10 protein-coding genes, 2 tRNA genes and 1 other RNA gene are annotated in these 12110 nt (G+C 54.3%); 6 read left to right on the plus strand and 7 right to left on the minus strand.

Annotated elements, in window-relative coordinates; genetic code table 11:
- Window positions 1–118 precede the first annotated feature (118 nt).
- Window positions 119–206, plus strand: a tRNA-Ser gene (locus tag ACMVME_RS04605).
- 119 nt (window positions 207–325) lie between these two features.
- Here ACMVME_RS04605 and ACMVME_RS04610 read toward each other — a convergent pair.
- Window positions 326–1231, minus strand: coding sequence for a LysR family transcriptional regulator (locus tag ACMVME_RS04610; protein WP_068794498.1), 906 nt, complete (start codon window positions 1229–1231; stop codon window positions 326–328).
- A gap of 109 nt (window positions 1232–1340) precedes the next feature.
- Here ACMVME_RS04610 and ACMVME_RS04615 point away from each other — a divergent pair, with 109 nt between their 5' ends.
- The 4 genes from ACMVME_RS04615 to ACMVME_RS04630 all read left to right on the plus strand — a co-directional run bounded on the left by ACMVME_RS04615 (window position 1341) and on the right by ACMVME_RS04630 (window position 3316).
- Window positions 1341–2201, plus strand: a complete 861-nt coding sequence (locus ACMVME_RS04615; protein WP_020884706.1) for a pirin family protein — start codon at window positions 1341–1343, stop codon at window positions 2199–2201.
- Between the two features lie 20 nt (window positions 2202–2221).
- Window positions 2222–2899: an isochorismatase family protein gene (locus ACMVME_RS04620; RefSeq protein ID WP_040017121.1), complete on the plus strand. Its 678-nt coding sequence runs from the start codon at window positions 2222–2224 to the stop codon at window positions 2897–2899.
- A 147-nt stretch (window positions 2900–3046) separates the two neighbouring features.
- Window positions 3047–3134 (plus strand) — tRNA-Ser (locus tag ACMVME_RS04625).
- Window positions 3135–3178: 44 nt separating this feature from the next.
- A non-coding RNA gene (locus ACMVME_RS04630) (RtT sRNA) lies at window positions 3179–3316 on the plus strand.
- A 298-nt stretch (window positions 3317–3614) separates the two neighbouring features.
- Here the strand turns inward: ACMVME_RS04630 and phoH are convergent.
- The 4 genes from phoH to efeU all read right to left on the minus strand — a co-directional run bounded on the left by phoH (window position 3615) and on the right by efeU (window position 8195).
- The gene (gene phoH / locus ACMVME_RS04635) at window positions 3615–4403 is read right to left on the minus strand and encodes a phosphate starvation-inducible protein PhoH (protein ID WP_024908976.1); all 789 of its coding nucleotides are present in this window, start codon (window positions 4401–4403) and stop codon (window positions 3615–3617) included.
- Between the two features lie 499 nt (window positions 4404–4902).
- Window positions 4903–6186: an iron uptake transporter deferrochelatase/peroxidase subunit gene (gene efeB, locus ACMVME_RS04640; RefSeq protein WP_020884708.1), complete on the minus strand. Its 1284-nt coding sequence runs from the start codon at window positions 6184–6186 to the stop codon at window positions 4903–4905.
- A gap of 5 nt (window positions 6187–6191) precedes the next feature.
- On the minus strand, window positions 6192–7319 hold the full coding sequence (gene efeO / locus ACMVME_RS04645; RefSeq protein ID WP_020884709.1) for an iron uptake system protein EfeO: 1128 nt from the start codon (window positions 7317–7319) through the stop codon (window positions 6192–6194).
- Window positions 7320–7361: 42 nt separating this feature from the next.
- Entirely contained in the window at window positions 7362–8195 is an 834-nt protein-coding gene (gene efeU / locus ACMVME_RS04650; protein ID WP_020884710.1) for an iron uptake transporter permease EfeU, read from the minus strand.
- Between the two features lie 251 nt (window positions 8196–8446).
- Between efeU and ACMVME_RS04655 the strand changes: the two genes are divergently transcribed.
- Window positions 8447–9631, plus strand: coding sequence for a NupC/NupG family nucleoside CNT transporter (locus ACMVME_RS04655; protein WP_014169507.1), 1185 nt, complete (start codon window positions 8447–8449; stop codon window positions 9629–9631).
- Between the two features lie 32 nt (window positions 9632–9663).
- Here the strand turns inward: ACMVME_RS04655 and ACMVME_RS04660 are convergent, their stop codons facing one another.
- Entirely contained in the window at window positions 9664–10083 is a 420-nt protein-coding gene (locus ACMVME_RS04660) for a DUF3574 domain-containing protein (RefSeq protein ID WP_068794497.1), read from the minus strand.
- Window positions 10084–10196: 113 nt separating this feature from the next.
- The gene (putP, locus tag ACMVME_RS04665; RefSeq protein WP_020884712.1) at window positions 10197–11705 is read right to left on the minus strand and encodes a sodium/proline symporter PutP; all 1509 of its coding nucleotides are present in this window, start codon (window positions 11703–11705) and stop codon (window positions 10197–10199) included.
- Window positions 11706–12110: the final 405 nt, after the last annotated feature.

Below are 12110 nucleotides of genomic sequence, written 5' to 3' on the forward strand. Positions count from 1 at the left end.
AAAAGCCATGTTGACTGAAGTTTGTCTAAATGCGCTGATTTACTGAAAAAGTGAGTTGACGCCAGTTCGGCTTTTCCTTACATTAGCGCCCGTCCCAGCAACAACGGGATGACAATATGGTGAGGTGTCCGAGTGGCTGAAGGAGCACGCCTGGAAAGTGTGTATACGGCAACGTATCGGGGGTTCGAATCCCCCCCTCACCGCCATATTTAAGATAGGAGCTCGTACGAAAGTACGGGCTTTTTTCTTTTATATTCCCCGCCCGTGCAGCATGAGGCCTTGTGTGGTGTAAGATCCTCACCCTCGCCCAGGGGAGAAGGAAAGATTAATCTTCCACCATCCGCGCATACTCTTCGGTAAGAAAATCCACCAGTGCCCTGACAGACGGGAGTAACCCGCGTCTTGAAGGATACACAGCATGAATCACCTCACGTCGTGGCTCCCAGGCATCAAGTACGCGAATGAGGTCCCCTGACGCAAGCTGCTCTTTCACCATCAATATGGGCAACTGCACCACGCCGATACCCGCTATAGCCGCTTCACGCAATGCCAGCATATCGGTAGTGATCAGGCGAGGATGGTAATGGATTTCCGCCTTCGCCCCTTCGGGACCGCTCAGTTCCCATTTATGGATGTGTTTACCCTCGTTCGTGCTTAATCCAGGCCAGGCACTGAGTTCAGAGGGCACCAACGGTTTACCCATCCGCTGAATCAACGCCGGTGCGGCGACCAGACAATGTCCCCGGTCAGCCAGTACCCTTAACACCAGATCGCTGTCATCGAACGGACGCGGGCGCACGCGAATCGCGACATCAATCCCCTCCCCCACCAGGTCTACCCGCCGGTTGGTTGCCTCAAGCTGCAGCGCGATCCCTGGATAGCGCGCCATAAATCTCGCCAGCATCGGGCCAACATGGACATGCAACAATGTTATCGGGCAGGTGATCCTGACAATACCGCGCGGCTCAGCCTGTAACGCGGCCACCGCCTCCTCAGCAGCTTCTGCTTCCACCATCATCGCTTTACAGTGCTGATAGAAGGTCTGACCTACTTCTGTCACCGTAAACTGCCGCGTTGTGCGATGTATTAACCGCACGCCAAGCCGCTCTTCCAGCTGAGCTATCCGGCGGCTTAGCCGGGACTTCGGCAAATCGAGCGCACGCCCCGCTGCAGCAAAACCACCGTAGTCGACCACCTTCACAAACCAGACGAAGTCATTGAGATCCTGCATAAATCCTCATCGTTCTATTTTCAGAACAGTGAATGCCATTTTCACTATCTACCGGGATATTAACGCTGAATATAAGCTAATTACATCAACAACGCTTCAGGAGTTCATCATGAAAAACGTAACAGGCGTGTATACCGCTCCCCGTCAACACTGGGTTGGTGATGGTTTCCCGGTACGTTCAATGTTTTCTTACCAGACGCACGGCGAGCCACTCAGCCCGTTCTTGCTGCTGGACTACGCCGGGCCATACACCTTCCCGGCGGATGGGGCAAAGCGCGGCGTCGGCGAGCATCCGCACCGGGGTTTCGAAACGGTCACCCTCGTCTATTCCGGCGAAGTTGAACATCGCGATTCCACCGGCAGAGGCGGCGTAATAGGCCCCGGGGACGTGCAATGGATGACGGCGGGCGCTGGCATTTTGCACGAGGAGTTCCACTCCAGCGCGTTCGCGCAGAAAGGCGGTGAACTGAAAATGATGCAGCTGTGGGTCAACCTGCCTGCCAAAGACAAAATGGCGACGCCGGGCTACCAGAGCATCACTAAGGCGGATATCCCTGTGGTCACGCTGCCGGATAACAGCGGCTCGCTGCGGGTTATCGCAGGTCGCTACGAGGATGTTGCTGGCCCCGCACACACCTTTTCGCCGCTAAACGTCTGGGACATCGCGCTCAATCAGGGTAGCCATCTCACGCTCAGTCAGCCGGAGGGCTGGAGCACGGCGCTGGTTGTGATGGAAGGCACCATTACGGTGAACGGAACAGCCCAGGCAGGCGAGGCACAGCTGGTTGTATTAAGCCAGCAAGGCGACACACTCCATCTGGAAGCGAGCCTCGATGCCAAAGTCCTGCTGATGGCCGGCGAACCGCTGAATGAACCCATCGTGGGCTATGGGCCGTTTGTGATGAACAGTAAAACCGAAATCGCGGAAGCCATTCGTGATTTCAACTCCGGCCGCTTCGGCCAGATCTGATGGTAATAAAGGAGAAGAAGATGTCTGCACCTGCAAATTTTAACGGCTCACGCCCGGTTATTGATGTAAACGATGCGGTGATGTTGCTTATCGATCACCAGAGCGGACTTTTCCAGACCGTGGGGGATATGCCAATGCCAGAGTTGCGCGCACGTGCTGCGGCGCTGGCAAAAATCGCTACCCTGGCGAAGATCCCGGTGATCACCACCGCTTCTGTTCCACAGGGACCGAATGGCCCCCTTATTCCGGAGATCCACGCTAATGCGCCACATGCGCAATACGTTCCACGTAAAGGTGAGATCAACGCCTGGGATAACCCGGAGTTTGTGGCTGCGGTGAAAGCCACCGGGCGCAAAACGTTGATCATCGCCGGCACCATCACCAGCGTCTGCATGGCGTTTCCCTCTATTAGCGCAGTCGCGGAGGGTTATAAAGTGTTTGCGGTTATTGATGCCTCCGGCACCTACAGCAAAATGGCTCAGGAGATCACCCTGGCGCGCGTGGTCCAGGCCGGGGTGGTACCAATGGATACCGCGGCGGTTGCCTCTGAGATCCAGCGGACATGGAACCGGGAAGATGCAGCCGAGTGGGCTGAAGTGTATACCCATATCTTCCCTGCCTATCAGTTGCTGATCGAAAGCTATACCAGAGCACAAGAGGTGGTCAAAAACAGCGAAGTGCTCGATTCACAGCGTTAATCACCGGCTCCACGGTCAAAAAGACGTGGAGCTGATTATTGCTTAACCGAACAAGCACTAAAGCAGAAAATCTGCTTGACCGTTTTAGCGCAACTCCCTATAGTAGCGCCCCGTTGCCCCCCAAGCGGTCAGGCAGCAAAACAATATGGTGAGGTGTCCGAGTGGCTGAAGGAGCACGCCTGGAAAGTGTGTATACGGCAACGTATCGGGGGTTCGAATCCCCCCCTCACCGCCATATTTAAGATAAGAGCTCGTACGAAAGTACGGGCTTTTTTCTTTTATATTCCCCGGACAGGGGGGATGAGAATCCCCGACCGGGGTTCGACAACTGGCGACAGCCAGTTGGACAGACTGAAAGCGCAGCGAACAGGCTGCCCGCAGGGCGAGCGAAGCGAGTCAATCCCCCCCTCACCGCCATATTCAAGGTAAGAGCTCGTACGAAAGTACGGGCTTTTTTCTTTTATATCCTCCGGACAGGGGGGATGAGAATCCCCGACCGGGGTTCGACAACGGGCGACAGCCAGTTGGACAGACTGAGCGCGCAGCGAACAGGCTGCCCGCAAGGCGAGCGAAGCGAGTCAATCCCCCCCTCACCGCCATATTCAAGATAAGAGCTCGTACGAAAGTACGGGCTTTTTTCTTTTATATTCTCCGGACAGGACGCCCGCACAAAAAACAAAGCCCGGTTTCCCGGGCCTTGAACACAACGGCTAACTCAATAGTACGCTTGCAGCGTGCGCTGGCACAGCGCTGAACGCACGCAGTCTTCTTTCGTGAAGCGTACCACCCCAATCATCTCATCTTCCTCAAAACGTGACATGGCGTCGCTCAGTCCGGACTTCACGCCCGACGGCAGATCGCACTGGGTAATATCACCATTGACGATGACCGTCACGTTTTCCCCGAGGCGCGTTAAAAACATCTTCATTTGCGCTGCGGTCACGTTCTGAGCCTCGTCAAGAATGACGACCGCATTTTCAAATGTACGTCCGCGCATATAAGCGAACGGCGCGATTTCCACCTTGCCAATCTCTGGTCGCAGACAGTACTGCATAAAGGATGCTCCCAGACGTTTCACCAGCACGTCATAGACGGGCCTGAAGTAAGGGGCAAACTTCTCTGAAATATCTCCGGGCAAGAAGCCAAGATCTTCATCAGCCTGCAGTACCGGACGGGTGACAATAATTCTCTCCACGTCTTTATGGATCAGCGCCTCTGCCGCTTTGGCTGCACTGATCCACGTTTTCCCGCATCCGGCTTCACCGGTTGCAAAGATGAGCTGTTTACTCTCGATAGCATTCAGGTAGTGCGCCTGAGCCTCATTGCGCGCCACAATTGGAGAATTATCACGGCTGTCTCGGGCCATGCCAATTGCTTCTACGCCACTCATCTGCACAAGCGAGGTGACCGATTCTTCTTCACGCTGTTTATGGCTACGTGAATCCCGTCTCAGCACACGTTTTGCTTCGCGACGAGCTTTGATCACTGCTTTTTGTCTTCCCATGGATAGCACCTTGAGTTGTTGGTATTCATCACACGTGCCAGTTTCAGCACGATTATGCGCACGAACATCAGAGGGTTGGCTTCCTTGTAAGCCATTGCTTGCTTTACCGGATGACGCAACAGAACGGCTACGCGCACCATTCTGCACGTCGGTCGAAAGAGATTCTTGAGTCGAGGGGGATAATTTTGTGGTGAGGAAATCGCTGCCGGAGTCTGAGCCTCCGCGCCGGGTGCTGCGGGTGTTGTGTTTACCATGTCCAGTACAGGACGCAACCATTCGCGATCTCCATAGTGATTCAGCATCACTGCCGGGAACTACCGCTGTCTTATCTTAAGTACATCAGGAGTTATCATAAATGCAACATTTATTTTACCTGAACGTAACTTTAAGACTGTCCCTACAGTGGAAATCAGTCTCATACAGGAATATTACAGAAATATAACAGCAGGACAGGCATATGAAAAAATAATGTCCCCGCGAATTATCGCAGGGACAATTATCAGGCTTCAATCAACCCTTGAGCGAGATAGGCGTTGCGATCGCGTGCGCCAGGCAGGGCAAAGAAATAACCGCCGCCGATGGGTTTAATGTACTCTTCCAGCGCTTCCCCGTTTAAGCGTTTCTGTACGGTCAGGAAGCCCTTCTCCAGGTCGTGCTGATAGCAGACAAACAGCAGCCCCATATCGAGCTGGCCGGCGTTGGTTACGCCAAGTGAATAGCTATATCCCCGACGCATCATCAGGCTGGATTGTGTCTCTTTGGTACGCGGATTGGCCAGTCGGATATGGCTGTCCAGCGCGATGACATCGCCATTCGGATCGCTGGCGTAGTCAGGCACATCATGCTCGTTCTTCATCCCGAGCGGAGCGCCACTCTGTTTATCGCGGCCAAAAATCGTCTGCTGCTCTTTGAGCGGCGTACGGTCCCAGAACTCCACGTGGAACTGAATAATCCGCACCGCCTGATAGCTTCCCCCCACAGCCCATGCCGGCTCGCCCTGATCGGCCGTCACCCAGACCACCTCTTTCATGAGCGGATCATTACGGCTGTCCGGGTTGGCCGTGCCGTCTTTAAAGCCCAGCAGGTTTACGGGCGTCTCTTTCCCTTTGCTGCGGGCGGCATGGTCAGAGATAAACCCTTCCCGCTTCCAGCGAACGCTCAGCAGGTCCGGCGTGTGCTTGATGATGTCGCGCAGCGCGTGGATCACCGTATCCTGGGTATTGGCGCAAATCTGCAGGAGCAGATCGCCGTGGCAGAGAGCAGCATCCAGAGAATCATTCGGGAAACGCGTCATTTTCTGCAGCGCTTTTGGCTTCTGTTTTGCCAGCCCGTAGCGCGCATCAAACAGCGACTCACCGAGCGAAACGGTTATCGTCAGGTTATCCGGAGCGATAAATGCCCCGAGGATACCGGAATCCATCGGCGGCAGACGCGGGTTAGGCGTGTCCGGCGCCGGACCACCGGCGGTGAGAAACGCGATGCGCGTCGTCAGCAGGCGGAACAAACGCTCAAGATCGGCTTTATCGCTTGCCAGCGAATCAAAAGCCACCAGCATCATGGAGGCCTGCTGTGGCGTCAGAATGCCCGACTGATGCTCGCCATAAAAAGGCTGCGTCTCCATGCGTGCATTGGGTGACAGCGTGCCGGGAGCACTTTGCGGTTTCGCCGCATGCGCCACCGGGCACCCTCCGGCCAGAGCAAGGGCGCCCCCCAGCGCCCCTACCCCTTTTAACAATCGACGACGTGAAGGTTCCACCACGTCGTGTTCATTCTGCTTGTTCATCGTGCTTAATCCAGACCCAGTACGCCACGCAGCAGGGAGAGATCTTCCGCCAGTGTGGTAATCGGGCCTTTCAGCGCGTTACGGTCGGCATCGGTCAGTTTATCGTAGGTTTCAAACCCGTCTTTGGTACGGTACTTCGCCAGAATGGTGTCGACTTTTTTGAAGTTGGCATCCACTTTCGCCAGCAGTTCGCTGTTATCTTTCTGCAGCTGAGGACGCAGCAGATCGACAATTTTCTGCGCGCCATCGACGTTGGCCTGGAAGTCCCACAGGTCGGTGTGGCTGTAACGGTCTTCTTCACCGCTGATTTTACTTGCCGCCACTTCTTCAATCAGACCCGCGGCACCGCCCACCACTTTTGATGGCGGGAAGGCCAGCTCACTGATGCGTTTTTGCAGCTCAAGCACGTCACTGTTCAGCTGATCGGCATATTTATCCATCCCTTTGAGAGTGTTATCGCCAAACAGGGCTTTCTCCAGACGGTGGAAGCCGGTAAATTTCGGGTCGGCGGCTTTCTGCTCAAAATCATCTTCACGGGCATCAATGCTGCCATCCAGGTCAGAGAACAATTCGGCAATCGGCTCAATCCGCTCGTAATGCTGGCGGGTTGGCGCATACAGGGATTTCGCTTTCGTGATATCGCCCGCTTTCACCGCATCGGTGAAGGCTTTGGTACCCGCAGCCAGGTCCGCCGTCTCTTTGATGACATACGCTTTATAAGCAGTAATCGCATCACCCAGGCTCAACAGGGCCGTGCCTTTTCCGGCGTCGGCCGTGGCGTCACCCTTCACGATAAGCTTGCCTTTAGGGTTCGTCAGCAGCCCGCAGGTCATCTCATATTCACCCGGCTGCAGGTTGGCGGTCATCTTCTGACTAAAGCCCGGCGCGATATTTTCACGCTCTTCCACCACCATGACGCCTTTCAGGATTTCCCACTCCAGCGCCTTCTGGCTGTGGTTCTGAATAATAAACTGGGTTTTGCCGCTGTTGACCGTGATGGTCATTGGCTCGCACTGCTTATCATTGACCGAAACCTTGACCTGCGGAACATCCGCGCCCCAGGCGGAAAATGTTGAAGCGAACAGCGCGGCAATGCCTGCGCATAACGCACTACGACGGAACTGAATTGCCATGACTCTTCCCTTTAAAAGTATGTTGTAACTAATGCAGTCAGATTACGGCGCAACGCGCGACGTCTGAGTGCCGGTGCGCGGCGGCATGGCAAACAGCACCAGCGCCGGAACCAAATAGATAAAATACATCGCCACTTCGCTGACGCTCGGCGTTTCCTGGTAACCAAAAATACCTTCGAGCAAGGTACCGGTCAGGGAGTGCGTTGAGAGCACGTTACTGAGGTCGAACGCCACTTCCTGGAAGTGATTCCACAGGCCCGCTTCGTGGAAAGCGCGGATCGCCCCCGCCGCCAGCCCAGCGGCCACCAGCAGAATAAACAGGCTGGTCCATTTAAAGAACGCACCCAGGTTAAGACGAATGCCGCCCCAGTAGAGCAGGAATCCCAGCACCACCGCAGTGGCCAGACCCAGCATCGCACCCAGCGGTGGCCAGATCCCCACATCCTGCTGAAATGCCGCCAGCAGGAAGAAAACCGACTCCAGCCCTTCCCGCGCCACGGCGAAAAAGACCATCATGATCAGCGCCCAGCCGTGGTTATTGCCCTTTTGCAGGGCGTTATCCACCGCCTGCTCCAGCTGCACCTTCACGTTGCGGGACACTTTACGCATCCAGAACACCATCCAGGTGAGGATTACCACGGCAATGACGGCCACGATCCCTTCAAACAACTCTTGCTCTTTCTGGGGAAACTCACCGGTGGTTTCATTGATAAGAATGCCGAGGCCCAGACAGAGTGCTGCAGCGAGGAATACCCCAATCCACATGACACCAATCCAGCGTCCACGCTGGGTTCGCTTCAGATAACTGGCGATGAGGCTGACGATGAGGGCCGCTTCGAGACCTTCACGTAACATAATGAGAAATGGAACAAACATGCCGACACCTTAAATGTTTATCGCGGTCAACTGATGCAAAGAAAGGTAAATTCTTGTGATAGTGATTATCATTACGCCAGCAAGAAAAACAAGCGAAATGTGTGTTGTTTTGATGACGAGTTGTAAACACCCAGCCTGGTAATAATTGCTGGCGTTATCGTTAAGTTTATAAGTTATAGCGAAAATGCCCATTTACGGTTAATCAGGGCTGTGGCTAAATATCTGCCTCAAAAACCAACTGAAAATTAACCATGTTTAACATTATCCATTTCCTGCTGGCGCTGGTGATTATTCTTGCGCTTGCCTGGCTGGTGAGTTTCGACCGCCGAAAAATTCGCATTCGTTTTGTTTTACAGCTGATTGTCATTGAAATAGCCCTGGCGTTCTTTTTCCTTCATGCCGAAAGCGGGCTGTTCATTATTAAATATGTCTCGGGATTCTTTGAGTCACTGCTGAAATTCGCGGCCGAAGGCACCAATTTCGTCTTTGGCGGGATGGGTGAAAAAGGACTGGCGTTCATTTTCCTCGGCGTACTCTGCCCGATTATTTTTATCTCCGCACTGATTGGTATTCTTCAGCACTGGCGAATTCTGCCGATTTTTATTCGGGTGATCGGGACACTGCTGTCAAAACTGAATGGCATGGGTAAGCTGGAATCGTTCAACGCGGTGAGCTCGCTGATCCTCGGACAGTCTGAAAACTTTATTGCCTACAAGGGTGTACTGGGCGACCTCTCCTCTCGTCGTCTCTTCACCATGGCGGCCACGGCCATGTCGACGGTATCCCTGTCGATTGTCGGTGCCTATATGACCATGCTCGACGCCAAATTTGTCGTTGCCGCGCTCATCCTGAACATGTTCAGCACCTTTATTATTCTCTCCATTATCAACCCGGCGCGCCCGGAAGCAGAGCCGGACATCAAGCTTGAAAAGCTGCACGAGTCCCAGAGCTTCTTCGAAATGCTTGGCGAGTATATTCTGGCCGGTTTTAAAGTGGCGATGATTATTCTGGCGATGCTGATTGGCTTTATTGCCCTTATTAGCGCCGTTAACGCCCTCTTCTCCAGCGTATTTGGTATGAGCTTCCAGCAGATCCTGGGCTATGTATTTTATCCGCTGGCATGGCTGGTTGGTATTCCGCTGAGCGACGCGTTGAATGCCGGCAGTATTATGGCAACCAAGCTGGTCGCAAATGAATTTGTGGCAATGATTGAGCTGCAAAAAATTGCGCATCAGATGTCACCCCGCGGACTGGGCATTTTGTCCGTTTTCCTGGTGTCGTTCGCTAACTTTGCCTCTATCGGCATTGTGGCCGGGGCGATCAAAGGCCTGAACGAGCAACAGGGGAACGTGGTATCGCGTTTTGGCTTACGTCTGGTGTATGGCGCGACGCTGGTCAGTTTACTGTCCGCCAGCTTTGCAGGACTGGTGCTGTAAGCGATAACGGCGGGTTCTCCCGCCGTTTTTCATTAAAACTGCACGCACACCGGCTGATCGACCCGCATCACCGACTCCTGCGCGAAGCGTGATTTATAAATACCGCGCAACGCTTCAATATTCTTCTCGCTCTGCGCATCTTTACCGTGGATCAGCATAAGCGCCTTACTCGGTTCACGCGCCACTTTCCCGTCGTTACCCAGCCACTGCCCGCGCGCATCAAAGACCGTCAGGCCATCGCGAAAACGCGGCGTCACGTCCTGGTCAACGAACTGCTGCCACTCGCCGGTGGTGATTTGCGCGCCTGCGGGACGGTTTAGCCCGAAATAGAGCGTGGTTTGCTGCATCTGGTTATCTGCTTTGCAGGTCTCCATCGCCGCGTGTTGCGACGGCACACTGCAGCCCGCCAGCATCAATAATGCCGCTACCATTACCCCTGTTTTGATTGTCATGCTTCGCTATCCTCATTGTTATAAGCACAGCGATATCATCGTAAATTGCGGATTTTGGCAAGAAAAAAGCCGGGTAGCACGCGCTTACCCGGCCTGTCTATCAGCGAAAAAGATTACTCAGCCTGCAGCTTAGACGGCGGTGCAGTGTGATAGTGTGCGTCTGCTTCAGCAAAACGTTTCTGCATTGAGGCAGAAGGCGCTTTACCCAGCAGGCTGAACACCACAATGCCGATACTGCCGAAGATGAAGCCCGGGATAATTTCGTACAGACCGAGCCAGGCGAACTGCTTCCAGACGATCACGGTAAGCGCACCGATAATCATCCCCGCCAGCGCGCCGTTGCGGGTCATGCGCGACCACAGCACCGAGAAGAGCACCACCGGACCAAACGCCGCACCAAAGCCCGCCCACGCGTAGCTCACCAGGCCCAGCACGCGGTTCTCAGGGTTTGCCGCCAGCGCAATGGCAATTAAGGCCACCACCAGCACCATGAAACGCCCCACCCAAACCAGCTCTTTCTGGCTCGCATCTTTACGCAGGAACGCTTTGTAGAGGTCTTCGGTGATTGCACTTGAGCAGACCAGCAGCTGGCAGCTCAGGGTGGACATCACGGCCGCCAGGATCGCGGAGAGCAGAATACCGGCAATCCACGGGTTGAACAGAATGCCCGCCAGTTCGATGAACACACGCTCTGCGTTCTGGTTTACTGCACCTGCCTGCGCCGGGTTATTGTTGAAGTAAGCGATGCCGAAGAAGCCAACCGCACAGGCACCCGCCAGACAGAGGATCATCCACGTCATACTGATACGACGGGCATGAACAATCGTGTGGTGAGAGTCAGCGGCCATGAAGCGCGCCAGAATGTGCGGCTGACCGAAGTAGCCCAGACCCCAGCCCATCAGAGAAACGATGGCGACAAAGTTCAGCCCTTTCAGCATGTCGACGTTTTCAATGCTCTTCTGCTTAATTACTTCCAGCGAATCAGCAAAGCCGCCGACGGTGAAGATGACAATGACTGGCGTCAGGATCAGAGCGAAGATCATCAGGCTCGCCTGCACGGTGTCAGTCCAGCTTACGGCCAGGAAACCGCCCACGAAGGTATAGAGAATGGTTGCCGCAGCACCGGCCCACAGCGCCGTTTCATAGCTCATGCCGAAGGTGCTTTCGAACAGGCGCGCACCGGCCACAATGCCAGAGGCACAATAGATGGTGAAGAACACGAGGATAACCAGCGCAGAGATAATACGCAGCACGCGGCTGTTATCTTCAAAGCGTCCGGTGAAGTAATCCGGCAGGGTCAACGCATTGTTGTTGGCTTCGGTATGCACGCGCAGACGGCCTGCAACCAGCTTCCAGTTGATCCATGCCCCAACGGTCAGGCCAATGGCGATCCAGCTTTCAGAAATACCGGAGATGAAAATCGCCCCCGGCAGACCCATCAGCAGCCAGCCGCTCATGTCGGACGCGCCCGCAGAGAGTGCGGTAACCATCGGCCCTAAGCTACGCCCGCCCAGAATGTAGTCGTCAAAGTTCTTTGTTGAACGCCATGCCAAAAACCCTATCAGGATCATGCCAAATATATAAACGAGAAATGTCACCAGCATCGGTGTGCTAATTGCCATTCAAATTCTCCAAAATGTCGAGCGACAACCGTCCGGGTTGCCTTGTTATGTCATCACCGGAACGTAGTGATGTGTGTATGTGTTTCTGTTGGCCGCGCGTATCCTGCCGTAAGCAGTGCTCGCACACAAACGATTTAACACTGCATTTACATCAAATTCATCCCTGGTTTTATACGTCTTTCGTATAGGTTGCACTCGCTCACGCTTTTACGGGTTGCACCTTTTAAAAGTGTTAAGTCCCGCATAAAAACAGGCCTCTCATCCAGAAGCCAGCACTTTTTTCCAGCTAACCATCTCTTAACAATCCATTCATTTCCTGGGTTGCAAACCAGGTCACATTTAACACGGTTGCACAAAGTTGCAACATGGTGGATATTTCACGCTATCGATAGCACACGACGACAG

It is taken from the genome of Enterobacter cloacae complex sp. 2024EL-00711 (assembly GCF_047529885.1).
Lineage (GTDB): Bacteria > Pseudomonadota > Gammaproteobacteria > Enterobacterales > Enterobacteriaceae > Enterobacter > Enterobacter ludwigii.

Coding starts and splice junctions, on each gene's coding strand:
- ACMVME_RS04610 (WP_068794498.1), bottom strand. CDS start 1,231: ATGCAGGATCTCAATGACTTCGTCTGGTTTGTGAAGGTGGTCGACTAC.
- ACMVME_RS04615 (WP_020884706.1), top strand. CDS start 1,341: ATGAAAAACGTAACAGGCGTGTATACCGCTCCCCGTCAACACTGGGTT.
- ACMVME_RS04620 (WP_040017121.1), top strand. CDS start 2,222: ATGTCTGCACCTGCAAATTTTAACGGCTCACGCCCGGTTATTGATGTA.
- phoH (WP_024908976.1), bottom strand. CDS start 4,403: ATGGGAAGACAAAAAGCAGTGATCAAAGCTCGTCGCGAAGCAAAACGT.
- efeB (WP_020884708.1), bottom strand. CDS start 6,186: ATGAACAAGCAGAATGAACACGACGTGGTGGAACCTTCACGTCGTCGA.
- efeO (WP_020884709.1), bottom strand. CDS start 7,319: ATGGCAATTCAGTTCCGTCGTAGTGCGTTATGCGCAGGCATTGCCGCG.
- efeU (WP_020884710.1), bottom strand. CDS start 8,195: ATGTTTGTTCCATTTCTCATTATGTTACGTGAAGGTCTCGAAGCGGCC.
- ACMVME_RS04655 (WP_014169507.1), top strand. CDS start 8,447: ATGTTTAACATTATCCATTTCCTGCTGGCGCTGGTGATTATTCTTGCG.
- ACMVME_RS04660 (WP_068794497.1), bottom strand. CDS start 10,083: ATGACAATCAAAACAGGGGTAATGGTAGCGGCATTATTGATGCTGGCG.
- putP (WP_020884712.1), bottom strand. CDS start 11,705: ATGGCAATTAGCACACCGATGCTGGTGACATTTCTCGTTTATATATTT.